This is a genomic window from Streptomyces turgidiscabies Car8, assembly GCF_000331005.1.
GTDB lineage: Bacteria > Actinomycetota > Actinomycetes > Streptomycetales > Streptomycetaceae > Streptomyces > Streptomyces turgidiscabies.
In genome coordinates this window covers 1-20,490 of record NZ_AEJB01000182.1, presented here as the reverse complement: position 1 = coordinate 20,490, position 20,490 = coordinate 1, and the positions used below count along the sequence as shown (strand labels likewise).

Genomic DNA, 20,490 nt, shown 5'->3' with positions numbered 1-20,490 from the left:
CTATCGGTTTGTTTCGCTTCGGAATATTCCGGCTGGTGGACGACGTAGAAGCACCTCCTGGACACAAAGGGGCGGGATAGCGCTCAGGTGAGGCTCTCCCGTCATTTTCCGGTGAGTGCGCTCACTTGTCTTTGCTTGTCTTCAATTGTCGGTTGCCACCAGCGCGTACGTCTGTGTCGCGATCTCCAGCTCCTCGTCCGTCGGTACGACGGCCACCGCGACCCGGGAGCCCGCGGGGGAGATCAGCCGGGCCTCCTGGCTCCGTACGGCGTTCAGGGCGCCGTCCACGGCCACCCCGAGGCCCTCCAGGCCCGCCACCGCCGCCTCGCGCACCGGCGCCGCGTTCTCGCCCACTCCGGCCGTGAACGCGATGGCGTCCACCCGGCCGAGTACCGCGTAATAGGCGCCGATGTACTTCTTCAGACGGTGGATGTAGATGTCGAAGGCCAGCCGGGCCGCCGGGGCGTCCGCGCCGCCCTCGTCGATACGGCGGCGGATTTCCCGCATGTCGTTGTCTCCGCACAGACCGAGCAGGCCGCTCTTCTTGTTGAGAAGAGTGTCGATCTCGTCCGTGGACATTCCGCCAACACGCGTCAAATGGAAGATGACGGCCGGGTCCAGGTCACCGGAGCGGGTTCCCATGACCAATCCCTCCAGTGGCGTCAGCCCCATGGAGGTGTCCACGCACCTGCCGCCCTGTACGGCCGACGCGGACGCCCCGTTGCCCAGGTGCAGCACGATCACGTTCACGTCCTCGGGCGCCCGGCCCAGGAGCCGGGCCGTCTCCCGCGACACGTACGCGTGGGACGTGCCGTGGAACCCGTACCGCCTGATGCGGTGCTCGTCGGCCGTCGCGACGTCGATCGCGTAGCGGGCCGCCGACTCCGGCATGGTGGTGTGGAAGGCCGTGTCGAAGACCGCGACCTGGGGGAGATCGGGGCGCAGCGACCGCGCGGTACGGATGCCGGTGAGGTTGGCCGGGTTGTGCAGCGGGGCCACCGGGATCAGGCGCTCGATCTCCGCGAGGACCGTGTCGTCGACGACCGTCGGCTCGGTGAAGGCCTGGCCGCCGTGCACGACCCGGTGGCCGATGGCCGCCAACTCCGGTGAGTCCAGACCAAGTTCGTCCTGTGCCAGCTCCTCCGCCACCGCCTTCAAAGCCGCCTCGTGGTCGGCGATCGGGCCCGTGCGCTCACGGGACGCGCCGCCGGTCGCCAGCTGGGTGTGCTTCAGGCGGGACGTCTCCTCGCCGATGCGTTCCACCAGGCCCACGGCGAGCCGGCTGCTGTCGCGCATGTCGAGCAGCTGGTACTTCAGCGAGGAGGAGCCGGAGTTGAGGACGAGGACACGGGTCGCGGTCACTGCGCGGACGCCTTTTCGGTAGGGGTGGTGATAGCGGTGGTGATCGTGGTTGCGACGGTCTGGGCCTGGATAGCCGTGATCGCGACCGTGGTGACGATGTCCGGGACCAGGGCGCCCCGGGACAGGTCGTTGACCGGCTTGCGCAGGCCCTGGAGGACCGGGCCGACGGCGATAGCGCCGGCCGAACGCTGCACGGCCTTGTAGGTGTTGTTGCCGGTGTTGAGGTCCGGGAAGATCAACACGCTTGCCTGGCCCGCGACTTCGGAGCCGGGCAGCTTGGTGGCGGCCACGGTCGGCTCCACCGCCGCGTCGTACTGGATCGGGCCCTCGATACGCAGGTCCGCGCGCCGGGAGCGCACCAACTCCGTGGCCTCCCGCACCTTGTCGACGTCCGCGCCCGAACCCGACGTACCCGTGGAGTACGACAGCATCGCGATCCTCGGCCGTACGCCGAACTGCTCGGCGGTCGCGGCCGACTGGATGGCGATGTCCGCCAACTGCTCGGCGTTCGGGTCGGGGTTGACGGCGCAGTCGCCGTAGACGAGGACCTTGTCGGCCAGGCACATGAAGAAGACGGACGAGACGATCGAGGCGTCCGGCTTCGTCTTGATGATCTCGAAGGCGGGGCGGATCGTCGCGGCCGTGGAGTGGACGGAACCCGACACCATGCCGTCGGCGAGGCCCTCCTCGACCATCAGGGTGCCGAAGTAGTTGACGTCCGAGACGACGTCGTAGGCCAGCTCGACGGTGACGCCCCGGTGGGCGCGGAGCTGGGCGTACTTCTCGGCGAACCGGTCCCGCAGCTCGGAGGTGTGCGGGTCGATCAGCTGGCATTCGCCCAGGTCTATGCCCAGGTCGGCGGCCTTCTTGCGGATGGTGTCGACCGGGCCGAGCAGCGTCAGGTCGCACACGCCCCGCCGTAGCAGCACCTCGGCGGCGTGCAGGACGCGTTCCTCGGTGCCCTCGGGGAGGACGACACGGCGCTTGTCGGCGCGGGCGCGTTCGAGGAGCTTGTGCTCGAACATCATGGGCGTGACACGGTCGCTGCTGGGCGCGGAGATGCGCGAGAGAAGTTCGGTCGTATCCACGTGGCGCTCGAAGAGACCGAGGGCCGTCTCCGCCTTGCGCGGGGTGGCCGCGTTCAACTTTCCTTCCAGGGAGAAGAGTTGCGCGGCGGTCGGGAAGCTCGTGCCGGCCACGGAGATGACCGGGGTGCCCGGGGCGAGCCGGGCGGCGAGGGTGAGGACCTCGTCGCTGGGACGCTCGTTCAGGGTCAGCAGGACGCCCGCGATGGGCGGCGTACCGGCGCTGTGCGCGGCCAGGGCGCCGACGACCAGGTCGGCGCGGTCGCCGGGCGTGACGACCAGACAGCCCGGGGTCAGCGCGGTAAGGAAGTTGGGCAGCATCGCGCCGCCGAAGACGAAGTCCAGCGCGTCGCGGGCGAGGCCCGACTCGTCGCCGAGCAGCACCGTGCCGCCGAGCGCGTGGGTGATCTGGGCGACCGTCGGCGCGGCGAGGGCGGGCTCGTCGGGGAGGACGTAACAGGGCACGGGGAGACGGGAGCCGAGGCCCTCGGCGATCCCGTCGCGGTCCTCGCGGGCGACGCGGTTGGCGACCATGGCGAGGACGTCGCAGCCCAGCGCCTCGTACGCGCGGTACGCGTTGCGGGTCTCGGCGAGCACCGACTCGGCGGTCTGGTCGCGTCCGCCGACGACCGCGACGACGGACGCGCCGAACTCGTTCGCGAGACGGGCGTTGAGGGCCAGCTCGTCCGGGAACTGCGTGTCGGCGAAGTCGGTGCCGAGGACCAGGACGACGTCGTACTCGCGGGCGACGCGCAGAAAGCGGTCGACGAGTGTGGAGACGAGCTCGTCGGTGCCCTGCTCGGCCTGGAGCGCGGACGCCTCCGGGTAGTCCATGCCGTACACGGTCGCCGGGTCCTGGGAGAGGCGGTAGCGGGCGCGCAGCAGCTCGAAGAGACGGTCCGGCTTGTCGTGCACCAGCGGGCGGAAGACGCCCACGCGGTCGACCTGCCGGGTCAGGAGTTCCATGACTCCCAGCTCGACGACCTGGCGGCCGTCGCCCCGGTCGATCCCGGTCACGTACACGCTGCGGGTCGTCACGCGTGCTCTCCGTTTCAGCTGGACTGTTCGGGCCTCTTGACAGTACCCGCGCCGCTGGTTAAGGCGCCGGTCAGCCCGGTGGGGGGCGGTCAGGATCCAGGGTCCGGCCGGGGCGTGGAACAATTGGAGTGGCTCACAGGTATCAAAAGCGATCAGAACGATCAGAACGAGCAAAGCCATCAGAGCCATCCGCGTCATCTGAGCCATCAGAGTCAGCACCGCGCTCACAGTGATCACAGCGAGCAGGAGACACAGCACGATGCGTATCGGAGTTCTCACCGCAGGCGGCGACTGCCCCGGCCTGAACGCAGTGATCCGGTCGGTCGTCCACCGGGCGGTCACGCAGTACGACGACGAGGTCATCGGCTTCGAGGACGGTTACGCCGGGCTGCTCGACGGCCGCTACCGCGCCCTCGACCTCGACGACGTCAGTGGCATCCTCGCCCGCGGCGGAACCATCCTCGGTTCCTCCCGTCTCCAGCGCGACCGGTTGCGTGAGGCCTGCGAGAACGCCTCCGACATGATCCACGAGTTCGGCATCGACGCGCTGATCCCGATCGGTGGCGAGGGCACGCTGACGGCGGCCCGGATGCTGAGCGACGCGGGCCTGCCGGTGGTCGGCGTCCCGAAGACGATCGACAACGACATCTCGGCGACGGACCGTACGTTCGGCTTCGACACGGCGGTGGGTGTCGCGACGGAGGCGATGGACCGCCTCAAGACGACCGCCGAGTCGCATCAGCGCGTGATGGTCGTCGAGGTCATGGGGCGGCACGCGGGCTGGATCGCCCTGGAGTCCGGTATGGCGGCCGGCGCCCACGGCATCTGCCTCCCCGAGCGCCCGTTCGACCCCGCGCTGCTCGTGAAGATGGTCGAGGAGCGGTTCGCGCGCGGCAAGAAGTTCGCGGTCATCTGCGTCGCCGAGGGCGCGCACCCCGCCGAGGGCAGCATGGACTACGGCCACGGCGCGATCGACCAGTTCGGCCACGAGCGCTTCCAGGGCATCGGTACGGCACTGGCGTACGAGCTGGAACGACGGCTCGGCAAGGAGGCCAAGCCGGTCATCCTCGGCCACATCCAGCGCGGCGGCACGCCCACCGCGTACGACCGCGTTCTCGCGACCCGGTTCGGCTGGCACGCTGTGGAGGCCGCGCACCAGGGCCAGTTCGGGCGGATGACGGCGCTGCGCGGGACGGACGTGGTGATGGTGCCGCTTGCGGAGGCGGTCATGGAGCTGAAGACGGTCCCGAAGGACCGGATGGACGAGGCGGAGTCGGTTTTCTAGCCGACTGATGAGGCGGGGCGCGGCTCAGGCGAGGTGGAGTGGGGCGGGGCGGGGGACTTGGGCGGGTTGGGCTGAGAGTCTGAGTGCCTGAGGGGCTGCGGTTTCAGGGAGCGCTGCTCTCGACCCTCGCCCAGAAGTGCTCCACGATCCGGTCGAGGAAGTCGCGTCCGATGTGGCTCGCCTGGGTCGCCGCGGAGCCGTCCGCCCAGGTCAGGGTGGCGGCCATCTGCCCCTGGTAGTAGCGGTGCAGCTCCTGGAGGGTGCTCTCCAGGACGCGCCGGTTCAGCGGCACCATCTTGTTGACGGGGCGGACGTACGCCTGCCAGCGCGTCGTGACCGCGCTGCGCAGCAGGCCGGCGAGCCTGCCGTCGAGGCCGGTGAGGGAGATGAAGTCGGGGAGCGAGAGTTCGAGCACCTCGGCGAGAATCACGGACTGCCGCTCGGAGCCGCGCCACTCTCCGCTCTCCTCCATCCGTGCGTAGACGAGGAGTTCGAGCCCGACGGCCCGGGCGACGTCCTCGGCGCTGAGCCCGCGTGCGGCGCGGTGCTCGCGCAAGGTGTGCGGGCGGCCGATGAGTTCGCAGGGCGCACACCACAACACCCCGGCGAGAGCGGTGAGTTCATTCGCTCCGGGGGCCATGATGCTGCGTTCCCAGGCGATCACGTGGTCGGGCGTGATGTACGGCAGCCCGTACGAGACCCGCATCCCGTACGCGACGTGTTCGGGGCCCATTCCGAGGGCCGTACGGAGTCTGCGGGCGGCGTGGGCGTCGAAGGGCGGGGTCGGCGGCATGGGCGGTGGGGACGGAACTGAGGGTCGGCGCACGCGCCACAAGCTAGGGGCGCCGGGCGGCGGTGACTACGGTCTGTTCGGCCACAATCACGGATTGTAGGAAGCTACGGCTGGACGGGCGTTCCGGGGGTGGTGTGGGCCGGTGGTCCGGCGCGGCTGGAGGCTGTGGGGTGATACCTCGGTTGCGCCCCGGCCGGGGTTGTCCGCGGCGGGGATCATGCGAACGGCAAGGTGGCGGGGCATATGCGCGCGTGTCCGTCGGTCGTGAGTGCGGTGTCGGGGTGCTTCGGGGTGGCGGGGGCCGTCGAGCGTGCGGGCGTGCGTCGAAGACCCGTGCGGTACGGTCGGGGGCTCGACTGGGTGGGTAACTGGCCGGTACTGGTGAGTAGTTGCGGCGCGATCCTTGCGGTGCGGGGGTGGCGGACACGGTGGGGCCGGGTGGGTGGCCTCGGAGGGCGGTGGTCGCGTGAGCGGCAAGGCGGAGCAGGGGCACGGGGTAGAGGCAGGGGCAGGGGTCGGGGCGGAAGCGGGGGTGCGGAAGGTAGAGGGGCATATACGGGAGCGGTTGCTGGCCCCGAACTTCTGGCACCTCGCGACGGTCGGAGCCGATGGCATGCCGCAGGTGTCGCCGATGTGGGTGGACATGGAGGGCGACCACGTCATGGTCAACACGGCCATCGGTCGCGTGAAGGAGGAGAACCTCCGCCGCAACCCGAACGTCTCCCTCTCCCACCACGACCCCGAGAACCCGTACGACCGTGCGGAGATCCGGGGGCGGGTGGTGCGGTTCGTGGAGGGCGAGGAGGCGGAACGTTCCATGGACCGGCTCACCAAGAAGTACATCGGCGAGGACCGGTACCCGTGGCTGCTGCCGGGGGAGCGGCGCGTGATGCTGCTCATCGAGGTGACGCGGGTGCGGCGGGTGGTGGGGGTGGAGCCGTTCCGGCCCGGGGTGCTGCCTGAGGTGTAGGCGGGGGCTGGGCGCAGTCAGAGGAGGTGTTCTGCCTTTGCCGGCCTTGATGTCCTGGATGAGGGTGCGGAGGGCTTCGCGGGTGTCGGTGAGGTAGGTGTCTTCCTGGCCATGGATGAAGTCGCGCGATGCGCTGCGCGTGAGTGACGCGGCTTCCGTCCAGTCCAAGTGAGCACGGTACCTGTCGAGTTGGGACTGACCGTGGGTGAACTCGGGGCCGTGCGCGGAGTCCAACTCCACGGTGTCGAGCTGGGGGAGAGGGCCTTCGGTGTAGATCACCGCTTGCCCGGCGCCGGGAAACGCCCCTGCCTTGAAGGGGATCACGCGTACGCCGATGTTGTCGTGCTCCTGGTCGGGGCGTACGTCGGCACCGTCATGTCCGTTGTTCTGCAAGGGAGTTCGTCATGTCCGCATCGGTGGCCGTCTCGGAGTGGGGGTTCGGGGAGGCGCGGGAGCCGGGAGGTGGGACGCGGATATGGGCGGTCTTGCCAGGGAAGGGGGCCGGGGCTTATTCGAGGGCAGCGAATGGTGGGGGCTGAGGTTGGGACGGGGACAGAGCTGGCGGTTGTTCCTGTACTGCTGCGTCTTCGGCTTCTTCCGCCCGTGCCCGGGCTTCGGCGGCTTCTTTGGTGGCGCCGGCCTGGGTGAAGGAGGCGGCGGCCTGGAGCCAGGCGGCGAGAGTCTCGGCCGCTCGGTGGGCTGCCCGGTGAGCGAGGGCGAGAATGCAAAGGGTTTCCCCCGCCCCGTACCAGTCCTCGAACTCCCGGCAGATTTCCAAATCCTTGTGATATGCCTCGACCGCTTCTTCCACTCGGCCCGCCTTCTCCAGGGCGAGGCCGAGGTTGGTCCACGCTCTGCCCTCGCCATGGCGGTCTCCAGCGGCCCGGTAGAGGTTATGAGCGCGGGTGTGCGCGTCGATGGCCTCTTCCACGCGGTCCGCCTGCCGCAGGGCGAGGCCGAGGTTGTTCCATGTTGTGCCTTCACGATGGCGGTCTCCGACTGCCTGACATAGGTCGCGGGCACGGGCGTAGGCGTCGATGGCCTCTTCCACCCGGTCGGCCTGCCGTAAGGCGAGGCCGAGGTTGTTCCACGCCGCACTCTCGCCGGTGCGGGCCATTACGCCTTGGTACAGGTCGCGGGCGCGGGTGTGGGCGTTGATGGCCTCTTCCACCCGGCCCACCTGCCACATGGCGAGGCCGAGACTGGTCCACGCCCTTGCCTCACGGTCGAGATCGCCGACGCGTCGGGCGCTCTCGCTGGCGGCTAAGGCGACGGCAATCCCGTCATCGAAGAACCGCCGCCAGTTCAGGTATTCCCCCAGACACATGGCAAGCCGCACCGCAGGGACCGAGTGCCGTTCCTCCTTCGCCCACTGCACGGCCGCCACCAATCCCGCCCGCTCCTCATCCAGCCATGCCAAGGCATCCCCCCGCGCCTCAAACTGCCCGGGCGCTGCCTTCCCCGGCAACCACCGCATCCAGCGGTCAGCTGCCGCCGCCCATGCGAAATAGAAACCCAGCACCCGCCCCCGAGCCGCTTCCCCCTCCTCCACCAACCCCACGTCCCCCGCCACCACACCCACCCCGAACACCCGCACCAAGTCGTGCAACCGCCACCGCACGCCGGCATCCGAACCGTCATCAGCCCTGACCGGGGTGACGAGGTGCGTGGCGGCCAGGTCCTCCAAGAGGCTCAGAGCGGCCTCCGTGGCGAGGTCGGTCAGGGCGGCCACCGCGTCCGCGCCGGCGTCCGGGCCCGGTGCGAGGGCGAGCAGGCGCAGCAGGCGGGCCTGGTCGGGTGGGAGGCGGCGGTACGAGGTCTCCAGGATCGGGCGGAGGGCGAGGGAGCGGCCGTACAGGTCGGTGCCTCGGGTGCCGTTGTCCAGTACGGCAGTTGGGTCATCGGCCTGCTTGATCTCGGTCACCAGGGAGGCGATACCGCGGTGACGACGGCGGCGCAGCATCGCGGCCGCGATCTGGAGAGCGAGCGGCAAGTGGCCGCAGAGGGCGCTCAGTTCGCGGAGGGCGTCCGGTTCGCGGGCCGGGCGGTCGTCGCGTTCGTCGGCATCGTGGAGGGCGCGGGTGATGAGCGCTGCGGAGTCCTCCGGAGGGAGCGCCTCCAGGTCGATGAGGCGGACGCCTGGGAGGGAGTCCGGGCGGTCGCGGGAGGTGATCAGTACCCGGTGGTGGTCCGTGCCGGGGAGCAAGGGGAGGTACTGGGCCGGGTCCGAGGCGTTGTCCAGGATCAGCAGCATCCGGTCCTGCCGCTCGGCGAGGAGTTGGCGGTAGGCGTCGTACTGGCGTGCGGTGGATGGCGGCAGCTCCGGGCCTCGTACGCCGAGGGCGTCGAGCAGGGCCAGGACCGCCTGGTCGGCGGTGACCGGGTCGTCGTCGTAGCCGCGGAGGTCGACGAAGAGCGCGCCGCCGGGGAACCAGGCCCGCGCGCAGGCCTGGTGTGCCGCCTCGACGGCCAGCGCCGTCTTGCCGATGCCGCCCATGCCCGTGACGGCGAAGATGAGGAGAGGGAGCGCGGCGGCACCGTTCGAGGCGGGATCGAGGTGGGGCAACAGGCGGCCCAGTTCTGCCGATCGGCCTGTGAAGCCGAAGGGGCGGGGCGGGAGGGTGGCGGTCGCCGAGGGGACCGGGCCGTGGGAGTGGACTCCTGCGCCGAGTCTCGTGTCCGGGCTATCGTCCGTCGCCGGCGGGGCGGTGCCCGACTTGCTTGGCGATGAAGGTGCCGTTGAACGTGCCTCCCCGGAGGTCGATGTGATCTCCTCCGTACGTCGGGCCGCGAAAAGGACCCTCCCGGGGGTCGGTGGCCGCCTGGCCGGGCAACTGTTTCGGGGCCAGTTCTCGGAGTACGGCAACGGCCGCCGCTGCCGCGTTCGCTGCTGCCCGGGGTTGCGAACCCGCCTCGTCGTCACCGGACTTGTTCGGGTCGGCCTTGTCACTGATGCCCCGGATGATCAACGCGCCCGCCTCACCGGCGAGATGGACCGCCTGGGCCACGCCGGAACTCTCCATTTCGATGGCGACGGCGTCGTTGTAGTGCCGATGGATGTGCTGGGCGAGCTCGGACTTCCTGTCCGCGAGGACCACGTCTCCCACGGCGATCGGCTTGAAGTGCGCCCGGAAGCCCGTCGGGTCCTCCAGCGCCTCCTTGGCCGCCTGTTCCAGGCGGTGAGACGCTTTCCAGGCCTCCGGGCGGACCAGGAAGCCGTCGGGGGTCTGCTTGCCCCCGTGGATCGAGTACACCTTCGTCGCGATCACGACGTCGCCGATCACGATGTCGTCCTTGAGGCCACCCGCGACACCGACGACCAGCACGGCCTCGGGGTCCAGCCACGTCAGTACGCGCTCGGTGAGCGTGGCCGCCGTGAGTGTGCCCTCGCCCATGTTTACGAGGACCACCTGCCAAGGCGCGCCCGGGAGTTGGCCCAGCTTGGCCTTGGTTCCGTAGCGCGGGTGGGTGAGCGTCTCGATGTCCGTGAGGTGCTCCCGCACTGCGTCGCACTCCAGCGACAGCGCGGTGAGGACGGCAACGGTTCTCTTTGTCTCCGGCACGTTTCTACGGTACTTGGTAGGCGTACCGTTATGTCACGCGATGTGCGAAGGCGGCGCGGGGGACGGACGGCACCATGGCAACCGAGTACGAGGGCGACCACATCGACTTGCGAGGTGCCACTGTCGCGGGCTCCTTGATGGCGAAAGCCATGTGCCGCGAGCACTCGTCGGTGCCCAGTGCGCTGGACGCCCTTCCCGCGCCTGCAGTTGGTTTCACCGGACGCAGCGCCGAACTGCAGGAAATATTAGCGGTGTTCGACCCGACCATGTGTGCCTCCGAGGACGGTTCGAAGACGGCAGTAATCGCGGCCGTCTCGGGCCTTGGCGGCATCGGCAAGACCGAACTCGCAGTGCAGGCGGGACACGCGGCGTGCGCGAAGGGGTGGTTCCCAGGCGGGGTGCTCTTCGTGGACCTGCACGGGTACGACGAAGAACCCGTCAAAGGGGATCAGGCCCTGGAGGCACTGCTATGGGCACTGGGTACGGAGCCGAAAGACGTGCCAGCCGGGCTGGACGTACGTGCCGCCCTCTACCGTTCTGCCCTCGCCGACCGTGCCCGGCAACGCGGGGCCGTATTGATTCTCGCGGACAACGCGTCTTCCCCCGGCCAGGTGCGGCCCCTCCTTCCTGGCGGCTTCTCGGGGCACCGGCTGCTGGTCACTTCCCGCGATCGGCTGCCTCAACTGGGCGCTCGCCTAGTGGCGTTGGACGAGCTGACGCCGGAAGAGGCCTACACCCTCCTCGATCGTGCCCTGCGGATCGCCTACCCGGCGGACAGTCGCGTCGCGGACAGACCGGAGGAAGCAGCACGCCTTGCAGCGCTCTGCGGGCACTTGCCACTGGCCCTCCAGATCGCCGCGGCGCTTCTGGTGGTGGACCGGGACAAGCCCGTCGCCGAGCTCATCGCGGAACTGGCCGCGTCCCGCGACGTGCTCGGCCACCTCAATGACGGCGAGCGCAGCGTCCGCGCTGCCTTCGACCTGTCGTACAGACGACTGATCCCTGAACACGCGCGCCTGCTGCGTCTCCTGGCCCTGGCGCCAGGGTCCGATGCGAGCGGGGAGGTCGTTGCCGCACTCCTCGGGACGGATGTTCCTCCGCTGCACGCGCTGGAGGAATTGGTTCGTGCACACCTGGTCGAATGCGGGAGGACCGGCGGTCGGCGGCGGTGGCGGTTGCATGACTTGGTTCGGGCGTTCGGGGTCGGTGTATCGGCAGGGGACGCGGGGCTGGTGGAGGAGGGGGAGGTTGCCCGCGAGCGGGTGCTGAACTTCTACTACGAATGGGCCCAGGGGGCGGATGGCTGGTTGCGGTGGTTTCCGGGGATGTCAGTGCCAGGGCGGTTTGCGGGCCGGGGGGAGGGGCTGGAATGGCTGGACGGAGAACGTGCGGGTCTGGTGGCGGCGGTGGGGTGGGCGGAGCGGGAGCGATTCGCGGGCGCGGCGGTGAGGTTGGCCGGATGCTTGGCGGAATACCTCGGCTGGCGGCGGTACTTCGACGATGGGGTGTCAGTGGGGCGGCTCGCGCTTGAGGCCGCTCGCAGCTCCGAGGACCGCCAGGGCGAGGCCGCCGCCTGGAACAACCTCGGCCGTGTCCTGAGGGAGGCGAGTGGGGCGACGGAAGAGACGATAGAGGCACACACCTGCGCCCGCGACCTGTACCAGGCTGTTGGGAACAAACATGGCGAGGCCATAGCGTGGGGCTACCTCGGTATCGCCCTGGAGGGCGTAAACCGGGTGGGGGAAGCGATCATTGCGCACACCCACGCCCGCGAACTGTACCTGGCAGTCGAGGATCGTCAAGGCGAGGCCGCCGCCTGGAACAACCTCGGTAATGCCCTGGAGAGGGCGGACCAGTTCGAGGAGGCGATCGAAGCTCTCACTCGGGCCCGTGACCTGTTCCAGGTTGTCGGAGACCGTCACCGCGAGGCCCAAGCGTGGCACAACCTCGGCGTCGCCTTGCAGGATGCGGGCCGAACGAGTGAGGCGTTCGAGGCGCATGGCACAGCGCTGCAGGTATACCGGGAGTTTGAGGACTGGTACTGGACGGGCCACGTCAGGCACAACCTGGCCCTCATGCACGCGTCCGCCGATCGTCCCGTCGAGGCGCGTGCCTGCTGGCTTCAGGCCGCGGACGCCTACACGATGGCCGGCGCCACCGCCGAAGCCGACCAAGCCCGTATCTGGGCCAAAGAGTAGGGACCGCAGTCGCTGACGCTGCGACCCTCACCCCTTAACCGCCCCACCCAGCGCAAACCCCCCGCCCACCCGCCTAGCCACCACCACATACAACAAAATCACCGGCGTCGAATAAATAACCGAGAACGCGGCCAACTGCCCATAAACAACCGTCCCCCGGTTCCCGAAGAAGTCGTTGATGCTCACGCTCGCCGGCATCTGATCCGGCGTAAGCAGCAACATGAACGGGACGAAGAAGTTTCCCCACATCATCACGAACGAGAAGACGGTCACCACCGCCACCCCCGGCCCCATCAGCGGCAGCACGATCCGTACCAGGGACTGAAGAGCCGACGCCCCGTCCGTCCACGCCGCCTCCTCCAGCTCTCTCGGTACCCCGTCCATGAAGTTCTTCATCAGCCACACAGCGAACGGGAGTTGGGAAGCGGCGAAGAAGAAGATCGTGCCCTGCATGGTGTCGATCAGGTTCACCCGGACGAAGAGCGCGTACACGGGCACCATGATCGCCGTGATCGGGAGACACGTGGCGAACAGAATCGTCAGCAGGAACGGTCGATTGAACCGCGACCGGAATCGCGACAGCGGATAGGCGGCCAGCGCCGCACACACCACCGTCAACGCAGTCCCGCCTCCGCACAGCAGCAGGCTGTTGAGCAGCGGCCTGAACGTCACGTCCTCCGTCAGTACCGCGTCGAAGTTTCCGAACGTCAGGCCGTCCGGGACCCGTACTCGTAAATCAGCCCTCGGATCCAGTGCCGACAGCACCACCCACACCAGCGGAAGCACGAATGCCGTAGCCAGGACCAGAAGTCCCGTGTCGGCCGCCAACCTTCGATTCATACGCCGGGACGGCATCTCACACCTCCGTCCGTAGCAGCCGCATGTACACCAGCGAGAACAGCGAGCCGACCACCAGCAACAGCAGGGCCACCGCCGTGCCGTAGCCGATCATGCTTTTCTGGAAGGCCTGTTCGTACATGAAGAGGGGGAGAGTCTGGCTCCGATTCCCGGGGCCGCCCCTCGTCATCACCCAGATCAGGCCGAAGACCGACAGGGTCTGGAGCGTGTTCAGCATCAGGTTCGTGCCGATCGAGCGGCGGATCATCGGGAGCGTGATGTGCCACATCCGGCGCCAGCCGCCCGCGCCGTCGACCTCGGCCGCCTCCGTGATCTCCTTCGGGATCTCGTTCAGGGCCGCCGAGTAGACCAGCATCGAGAACGCCGTACCCCGCCACACGTTCGCGAACGACACCGCCAGGATCGGCAGCGTGAACAGCCAGTTCTGGGACGGGAGATGGAGCCAGTCCAGGATGGCGTTGAGGGTGCCCTCCCGCCTGAAGAAGGCGTACAGCAGGAAGCCTGCCACCACCTCCGGCAGTACCCACGCCGTGATCACGATCCCGCCCACCAGCGTCCGCACCGGCTTCGACGCGCGCTGCATCAGCGCCGCCAGCGCCAGCCCCAGGGTGTTCTGGCCGATCAGCGATGAGATGACGGTGAACACGAGCGTCAGCCATACGGCGTTCAGGAACGCCTCGTCCTTGAACGCCGTACGGAAGTTCTCGAAGCCGACGAAGGAGGACGTGGCCTGGCCGGTCAACTGCAGGTCGGTGAACGCGATGTAGGCGCAGTACGCGATCGGGCCGGCGAGGAAGAGGAGAAGCAGAATTACCGCCGGTGTGACCGGAAGCGCACGGGCCAGTGTCCGGGGCAGCGTTCGGGGCAGGGAATGTCCGGTCGCACCCGCACCCGCACCCCCACCCCCACCCGCACTCACGGCTTCTCTACCACCTGGTCGTCCGTCGCCGACTTCAGTGCCTCGTCGTACGCGCTCGCCGCCTCCTCCACCGACGCGTCGCCCGTCGTCACGCCCTCCATCGCCTCCTGGACGGCCGTCGAGACCTTCGGGTACGCCGGATACGCCGGGCGGTAGTGCGTGCTCGCGACCAGGTCCGTGAAGAACTTGATCCCGGGCTGGGCGTCGACGTAGGCCGGGTCCGCCGCCACGTCCTTCCGGACGGCGATGCCCGAGTTGGCGATGTACCACTTCTGGGCGTTCGCCTTCGTCTGCATGGTCTTGACGAACTCGAAGGACAGGTCAGGGTTGTTCGCCTTCGCCGGGATCGCCCAGGTCCAGCCGCCCGACATGCTCACCTTGCCCGGCGCCTGGCCGTGCTGGGTCGGCATCGCCGCTAGGCCCAGCTTCGTCGACCACTCGGGCCATTCGTGGCCGCTGCCCGGCAGCCAGTCCTGGGGGAGCCAGGAGCCGTCGAGGTTGATGCCCAGTTTGCCCTGGGGAAGCCACTCGCCCCGGGCGCGGGTCGCCACGTTGGGGTCCAGCGCGTCCGACACGTCCGGGCCCAGCTTCTCCTTGTACACCGTCTCGACGAACGTCAACGCGTCCTTGAAGGCCTGGCTCCCCGCGATCCACTTCTTCGACGAGCCGTCGTACAGGGGGTCCGAAGCCGCCGAGCCCTCCGTCCCGTACAGCAGCATCTCGAAGCCCTGCATCGTGGCCGCCTCGCCCACCGGCTTGCCCGTGTAGACGTTCAGGGGGATGACGTCCGGGACCTTCTCCTTGATCGTGCGGGCGGCGGACAGAACCTCGTCCCACGTCTTCGGCTGCCAGGCCTCCGGCAGCCCGGCCTTCCTGAAGACGCCCTTGTCGAACCACAGCCCCCGTGTGTCGGTGCCGTCCGGGACGCCGTACGTCTTGCCGTCCTCGGCCCTGGCCGCCGTCTTCGCCGTGTCGATGAACTGGTTCCAGTCCGGCCACTTGGCGAGGTAGGCGTCCAGCGGCTTCAAGTACCCGCTGGTGATGTCCGAGTTGATGAGGAACGTGTCCTCGTAGACCAGGTCGGGGGCAGTCTTGGGGGAGCGGAGCATCTGCTGGACCTTGGTGTAGTACTCCGAGTCCGGGGCCTTGATCGGGACCAACTCGACCTTCTTGCCCGGGTTGGCCTTCTCGAACTGCTTCTTGACGTCCGTCAGGTACTCGTCCATCACCTTGACCGAGTTGTCGGTCGACTGCTTGAACGAGATCTTCACCGTGTCCGGATCACTTCCGGAGCCGCCGCCGCAGGCGGTGAGGGAGCCCGCGGCGAGGGTGAGGGTGGCAACGAGCAGGGATAATGGTGCAGTTGGGCGGGCGGCGGTGGGGCGCACGAGCACGACCTCCTACTGGCTCGGAAAGCCTGTACGGCTGCCTCGCGAACGTAAGAGGAGTGGTCTAGTCAGGTCAATGACCTTGCAGCGCTTACCGTTTGCTTCGCTTCGCATTGCGTCGCACAGCTTCGTACGCCATCGCGTATCGCGCATCACGGGAGGAAGAGCGTGCCGGAATCACCGGAGCCGGCGGGAACCACGGGATCACCTGGCTCGCTTGGATCAGATGTCACCCCCGGGCAGCTCCTGCTCGCCGAGTACGCGACTCTCAAGGACGAGCAGAAGTCCCGTATCGGATTCCGCGACAACCTGCTCTACGTCACCCTCACCGTCGTCGCCGCCGTCATCGCGGCCGCCGCGCAGGCCAGGCAGCCCGTCATGCTGCTCGCGCTGCCGCCCGTGTGTGTCGTCCTCGGCTGGACCTACCTCATCAACGACGAGAAGATCTCAGCGATCGGGGCTTATGTGAGAGGGGAGTTGGGGCCTCGCCTCGCTCAACTCGCCCGGATCGAGGCCGCCTTCGGCTGGGAGTCCGCGCACCGGTCCGACGCCCGGCGCCGGTCCCGTAAGGCCGTCCAACTCGCCGTGGATCTCCTCGCGTTCTGTGTCGTCCCCTTCGCCGGCCTCGTCGTCTACTGGGGCGGGGGCCACGCCGGCGCCGGACTTCTCGTCCTCTCCGTCGTCGAGGCGATCGGTGTCGTCGGGCTCGCCGCCCAGGTGGTGACGTACGCCCGCCCCAGCTCGTGAGTGGGCGGCGTACCCCTACTGCCCCCGCACCCACCGGTACTGCAGCTCGGGCCGCCCCACCTGCCCGTACTGCGGGTTCCGTGCCGCCCGTCCCGCCTCCACCAGGTGTTCCAGGTAGCGCCGGGCCGTGATGCGCGAGATGCCGACCTCCTCGGCGACCCCGGCCGCGGTGAGCCCCCCGGTGCTGGCCCGGAGGGTCACCGTGACCCGTTCCAGGGTGGGGGCGCTCAGGCCCTTGGGGAGGGCGGCGGGGCCCGGTGCGCGCAGGGTCGCCAGCGCGCGGTCGACCTCGTCCTGGCCGCTCGCCTCGCCCGCCGACGCGTGGAACTCCGCGTAGCGCACCAGCCGGTCCCGGAGGGTCGCGAAGGTGAACGGCTTCAGTACGTACTGCACGACCCCCAGTGAGACCCCCTCCCGGACGACCGCCAGGTCCCGCGCGGACGTCACCGCTATCACGTCCGCGTGGTAGCCCGCCGCGCGCAGCGAGCGGGCCAGTTGCAGCCCGTGTCCGTCGGGGAGGTGGAAGTCGAGCAGAAGCAGGTCCACCGGCGTACGGTCCAGCGCGCGCCGCGCCTCCGCGCCTGTGTGCGCCTTGCCCACGACCGTGAACCCGGGCACCCGGCCCACGTACATGACGTGCGCGTCGGCGGCGACCGGGTCGTCCTCCACGACGAGGACGCGGATGGGGTCGGTCGTCGTGTCCCTGCGCGGGGTGTCTCTCGGGTCGGTCATACGTCGCCTCCAGGCAAGGCGGGTTCGGCGTGCTCAGGCGATTCGGCGGACTCGGCCGACTCGGCCGGTTCGGCCAGCTTGTTCAACTTGTTCAGCTTGGTCGGTTCGGTGGGCTCGGCGGGGGTGTGGCCGTCCGAAGAGCTCGCCGGGCCCGAAGTCGGCGCGGGCGCCGCCACCTTGGGCAACGGCAGCCGTACCTCGAACTCCGCCCCGCCGCCCGCGGCCTCGGCCACCGTCAGTGTCCCCTCGTGCCGGGCCACCGCCTGCCGTACGAGCGCCAGCCCGAGACCCCGGCCGCCCGGCCCCGCCGGTTTGGTCGTGAAGCCCCGCTGGAAGACGGCCTCCGTGTGGGCCGGATCGACGCCCGCGCCCGTGTCCGAGACCCGCAGCACCAGCAGCGAGTCCTCCGTCAGCGCCGTCACCGTCACCCGGGACGGCCCCAGGCCGCTCTCCGCGCTGCCCTGCGCCGCGTCCACCGCGTTGTCGATCAGGTTTCCCAGGATGGTGACGAGGTCGCGGGCGGGGAGTGTGTCGGGGAGGAGGCCGTCGTCGAGGCTGCTGTCCTCCGAGACGACCAGCTCCACGCCCCGCTCGTTCGCCTGCGCCGTCTTGCCGAGCAGTAGGGCGGCCAGGACCGGTTCGCTGACCGCCGCGACCACCTGGTCGGTGAGCGCCTGGGCCAGTTCCAGTTCGGCGGTCGCGAAGTCCACGGCCTCCTCCGCCCGGTCCAGCTCGATCAGGGAGACGACCGTGTGGAGGCGGTTCGCCGCTTCGTGCGCCTGTGAGCGCAACGCCTGCGTGAAACCGCGCTCGGAGTCCAACTCGCCCATCAGGGACTGGAGTTCCGTCACATCGCGCAGGGTGACGACCGTACCCCGGCGCTCCCCGCTCGACACCGTGGAGGTGTTGACGACCAGGACCCGGTCGGCGGTCAGATGCACCTCGTCGACGCGCGGCTCGGCCGACAGCAGCGCGCCCGTCAGCGGCGCGGGCAGCCCCAGCTCGGCCACCGACCGGCCGACGACCTCGCCCTCGTCCGTGACGCCCAGCAGCTCCCGCCCGCCGTCGTTCATCAGCGCCACCCTGTACTGCCCGTCGAGCATCAGCAGCCCCTCGCGTACGGCGTGCAGGGCGGCCTGGTGGTAGTCGTGCATACGGCTCAGCTCGGCCGCGTTCATCCCGTGGGTGTGGCGGCGCAGGCGCGCGTTGACGACGTACGTGCCGATCGCGCCCAGCGCCAGCGCGCCCGCCGCGACCCCGAACAGTGCCGTGACCTGGTCCTGGACCCGGGCGCTGATCTCCTCGACCCGGATACCCGCGCTGACCAGCCCGATGATCTCGCTGTTCGCGCCACCGGCGTGGATCGGTGTGACCGCGCGGACGGACGGGCCGAGCGTGCCGGAGAAGACCTCCGTGAACGACTCGCCGCGCAACGCGCGCTCCCGGTGCCCGAGGAAGCGCTGACCGATCTGCTGCTTGTCGGGGTGGGTCCAGCGGATGCCCTCGGGGTTCATGATCGTGACGAAGTCGACGTCCGTGTGGTGCTGCACCTGGAGGGCGTACGGCTGGAGCAGGGTCGTCGGCTTCGGGGCGGTCAGTATCGCCGCCCGCACCGAGGGGGCGTCCGCGACGGAACGGGCCACGGCCATCGCCTGGCGGCCCGCGGCGTCCTCGGCCTGGCTGCGGTCGCTGAGGTAGGTGAACAGCGCACATCCGGCCACCACGAACGCGATCAGCACGGCCTGCATCGCGAACAGCTGGGCGGCCAGGCTGCGGGGTCCGGGAACGCGGGGGAAACGCATGCTGTCAGTCTGCCTCTCCTTATAAGCGTGAACTAAATGAACGGAAGGGTGACCGCCCTCACAGGGCGGGGGATAGTCACGGCATCGCAGGGACGCGATTCACGGGCCTTGGCCTGTTTTCGGTCGCCGCCCGCGACCCCGCAGCACCATCGCACTCCCCGCACCATCGCACTCCCCGCACAACCGCATCCCCGCACAACTTTCTCCCCATCCCCCGGACGTGAGCCGCACGCCGGTGATGCCGACGACGACGTCAAGGAGGGCAGCCGTGGCCACCTCATCCTCAACGGCACCTGCCGCACCCGCCGCCAAGCGGGACCGTACCCACTACCTCTACATCGCGGTCATCGCCGCGGTGGCCGCCGGTATCGCCGTTGGTCTGATCGCCCCGGACTTCGCCGTCGAGCTGAAGCCGATCGGAACCGGCTTCGTCAACCTGATCAAGATGATGATCTCGCCGATCATCTTCTGCACGATCGTGCTCGGCATCGGCTCGGTACGGAAGGCCGCGAAGGTCGGCAAGGTCGGCGGGATCGCGCTCGGCTACTTCGTGCTCATGTCGTTCGTCGCGCTCGGCATCGGCCTGGTCGTCGGCAACATCATCGAGCCGGGCACCGGCCTCGCGCTGACCGACGCCGTCAAGGAGACCGGCCAGGCGCAGGTCTCGGCCGAGGCCAAGGACACCACCGAGTTCCTCCTCGGGATCATCCCGACGACGTTCGTCTCCGCCTTCACCGTCCCCGAGGTCCTCCAGACGCTGCTCATCGCCCTGCTCGCCGGGTTCGCCCTGCAGGCCATGGGCCCGGCCGGCCAGCCGATCATGCGCGGTGTGGAGCACATCCAGCGCCTGGTCTTCCGCATCCTCGGCATGGTGATGTGGGCGGCGCCCGTCGGCGCGTTCGGTGCCATGGCCGCGGTGACCGGGTCCGCCGGCGTCGACGCGCTCAAGCAGCTCGCCATCCTGATGCTGTCCTTCTACCTCACCTGTTTCCTCTTCGTCTTCCTGGTGCTCGGCGCGCTGCTGAGGGTCTTCACGGGCCTCAACATCTTCTCGCTCCTCAAGTACCTGGGCCGTGAGTTCCTGCTGATCCTCTCGACCTCCTCCTCCGAGTCCGCGCTGCCGCGCCTCATCGCGAAGATGGAACACCTGGGCGTCAGCAAGCCCGTGGTGGGCATCACCGTCCCCACCGGCTACTCGTTCAACCTCGACGGCACCATGATCTACATGACCATGGCGTCCCTGTTCATCGCCGACGCCATGGGTACGCCGATGGCGGTCAGTGAGCAGATCCCCCTGCTGCTCTTCCTCCTCGTCGCCTCGAAGGGCGCGGCGGGTGTCACCGGCGCCGGTCTCGCGACCCTGGCCGGCGGTCTCGCGTCGCACAAGCCCGCGCTGGTGGACGGCCTCGGTCTGATCGTCGGCATCGACCGTTTCATGAGCGAGGCCCGCGCCCTCACCAACTTCGCGGGCAACGCGGTCGCCACGGTCCTGATCGGAACCTGGACCAAGGAGATCGACAAGGAGCGCGTCGCGGAGGTCCTCGCCGGCCAGCACCCGTTCGACGAGAAGACGCTCATCGACGAGAACGACGGCTTCCACCCGGACACCGACGCCGACTCCGACTCCGCGGACATCCCCGAGCAGGGCGGCGAGAAGGAACTCGCCAAGGCGTGACCGCCTGACACCGGTTGTCACCGATGTCAGCGGCTCACTGAGAATCTCAAAAGCCGATCCCGGAAGACTCCGGGT

General features: G+C 69.1%; 15 protein-coding genes and 1 pseudogene. 5 read left to right on the top strand and 11 right to left on the bottom strand.

What is annotated here, in order from left to right; translation table 11 throughout:
* Window positions 1–141 precede the first annotated feature (141 nt).
* Window positions 142–1,362, bottom strand: a complete 1,221-nt coding sequence (locus tag STRTUCAR8_RS11335) for an acetate kinase (protein ID WP_006375789.1) — start codon at window positions 1,360–1,362, stop codon at window positions 142–144.
* Window positions 1,359–3,485: a phosphate acetyltransferase gene (pta, locus tag STRTUCAR8_RS11330; RefSeq protein WP_006375801.1), complete on the bottom strand. Its 2,127-nt coding sequence runs from the start codon at window positions 3,483–3,485 to the stop codon at window positions 1,359–1,361. Before pta ends, STRTUCAR8_RS11335 begins: the two co-directional genes overlap by 4 nt.
* Window positions 3,486–3,744: 259 nt before the next feature.
* Between pta and STRTUCAR8_RS11325 the strand changes: the two genes are divergently transcribed.
* A complete protein-coding gene (locus STRTUCAR8_RS11325) occupies window positions 3,745–4,770 on the top strand; it encodes an ATP-dependent 6-phosphofructokinase (RefSeq protein ID WP_006375798.1) in 1,026 nt (341 codons plus the stop codon).
* Between the two features lie 103 nt (window positions 4,771–4,873).
* On the opposite strand, the gene STRTUCAR8_RS11320 is transcribed toward STRTUCAR8_RS11325, so the two are convergent.
* Window positions 4,874–5,563, bottom strand: a complete 690-nt coding sequence (locus STRTUCAR8_RS11320; RefSeq protein WP_006375796.1) for a helix-turn-helix domain-containing protein — start codon at window positions 5,561–5,563, stop codon at window positions 4,874–4,876.
* 532 nt (window positions 5,564–6,095) lie between these two features.
* On the opposite strand from STRTUCAR8_RS11320, the gene STRTUCAR8_RS11315 reads away from it, so the two are divergent.
* The gene (locus tag STRTUCAR8_RS11315) at window positions 6,096–6,533 is read left to right on the top strand and encodes a PPOX class F420-dependent oxidoreductase (protein WP_006375802.1); all 438 of its coding nucleotides are present in this window, start codon (window positions 6,096–6,098) and stop codon (window positions 6,531–6,533) included.
* Window positions 6,534–6,656: 123 nt separating this feature from the next.
* Here the strand turns inward: STRTUCAR8_RS11315 and STRTUCAR8_RS54095 are convergent.
* The 3 genes and pseudogenes from STRTUCAR8_RS54095 to STRTUCAR8_RS11305 all read right to left on the bottom strand — a co-directional run.
* Window positions 6,657–6,926: pseudogene (locus tag STRTUCAR8_RS54095) on the bottom strand (Scr1 family TA system antitoxin-like transcriptional regulator); the annotation flags it as partial.
* A 115-nt stretch (window positions 6,927–7,041) separates the two neighbouring features.
* Window positions 7,042–9,030 carry a tetratricopeptide repeat protein gene (locus tag STRTUCAR8_RS11310; RefSeq protein WP_078507170.1) on the bottom strand — a complete coding sequence of 663 codons (1,989 nt, stop codon included), beginning with the start codon at window positions 9,028–9,030 and terminating at the stop codon, window positions 7,042–7,044.
* A gap of 187 nt (window positions 9,031–9,217) precedes the next feature.
* Window positions 9,218–10,096, bottom strand: coding sequence for a 5'-methylthioadenosine/S-adenosylhomocysteine nucleosidase family protein (locus tag STRTUCAR8_RS11305; protein WP_006375793.1), 879 nt, complete (start codon window positions 10,094–10,096; stop codon window positions 9,218–9,220).
* Window positions 10,097–10,170: 74 nt separating this feature from the next.
* Here STRTUCAR8_RS11305 and STRTUCAR8_RS11300 point away from each other — a divergent pair, with 74 nt between their 5' ends.
* Window positions 10,171–12,294 (top strand): tetratricopeptide repeat protein, encoded by a 2,124-nt coding sequence (locus STRTUCAR8_RS11300; protein WP_006375795.1) that lies wholly within the window; start codon window positions 10,171–10,173, stop codon window positions 12,292–12,294.
* Between the two features lie 27 nt (window positions 12,295–12,321).
* Here the strand turns inward: STRTUCAR8_RS11300 and STRTUCAR8_RS11295 are convergent, their stop codons facing one another.
* From STRTUCAR8_RS11295 to STRTUCAR8_RS11285, 3 genes are read right to left on the bottom strand one after another with little or no spacing between them, the layout of a single operon-like run.
* A complete protein-coding gene (locus tag STRTUCAR8_RS11295; RefSeq protein WP_006375790.1) occupies window positions 12,322–13,149 on the bottom strand; it encodes a carbohydrate ABC transporter permease in 828 nt (275 codons plus the stop codon).
* A 1-nt stretch (window position 13,150) separates the two neighbouring features.
* Window positions 13,151–14,071, bottom strand: coding sequence for a carbohydrate ABC transporter permease (locus tag STRTUCAR8_RS11290; RefSeq protein WP_006375797.1), 921 nt, complete (start codon window positions 14,069–14,071; stop codon window positions 13,151–13,153).
* Entirely contained in the window at window positions 14,068–15,465 is a 1,398-nt protein-coding gene (locus tag STRTUCAR8_RS11285) for an extracellular solute-binding protein (RefSeq protein WP_006375784.1), read from the bottom strand. The genes STRTUCAR8_RS11290 and STRTUCAR8_RS11285 overlap by 4 nt, the downstream gene beginning before the upstream one ends.
* Window positions 15,466–15,627: 162 nt before the next feature.
* Here STRTUCAR8_RS11285 and STRTUCAR8_RS11280 point away from each other — a divergent pair, with 162 nt between their 5' ends.
* Window positions 15,628–16,206, top strand: coding sequence for a hypothetical protein (locus tag STRTUCAR8_RS11280; protein ID WP_006375800.1), 579 nt, complete (start codon window positions 15,628–15,630; stop codon window positions 16,204–16,206).
* Window positions 16,207–16,221: 15 nt separating this feature from the next.
* Here STRTUCAR8_RS11280 and STRTUCAR8_RS11275 read toward each other — a convergent pair whose 3' ends face one another.
* Both STRTUCAR8_RS11275 and STRTUCAR8_RS11270 read right to left on the bottom strand, forming a co-directional pair.
* Window positions 16,222–16,938 carry a response regulator gene (locus STRTUCAR8_RS11275; protein ID WP_006375794.1) on the bottom strand — a complete coding sequence of 239 codons (717 nt, stop codon included), beginning with the start codon at window positions 16,936–16,938 and terminating at the stop codon, window positions 16,222–16,224.
* Window positions 16,935–18,740, bottom strand: a complete 1,806-nt coding sequence (locus tag STRTUCAR8_RS11270) for a sensor histidine kinase (protein ID WP_006375788.1) — start codon at window positions 18,738–18,740, stop codon at window positions 16,935–16,937. The genes STRTUCAR8_RS11275 and STRTUCAR8_RS11270 overlap by 4 nt, the downstream gene beginning before the upstream one ends.
* A 238-nt stretch (window positions 18,741–18,978) precedes the next feature.
* Between STRTUCAR8_RS11270 and STRTUCAR8_RS11265 the strand changes: the two genes are divergently transcribed.
* Window positions 18,979–20,415, top strand: a complete 1,437-nt coding sequence (locus STRTUCAR8_RS11265; protein ID WP_407705454.1) for a cation:dicarboxylate symporter family transporter — start codon at window positions 18,979–18,981, stop codon at window positions 20,413–20,415.
* Window positions 20,416–20,490: the final 75 nt, after the last annotated feature.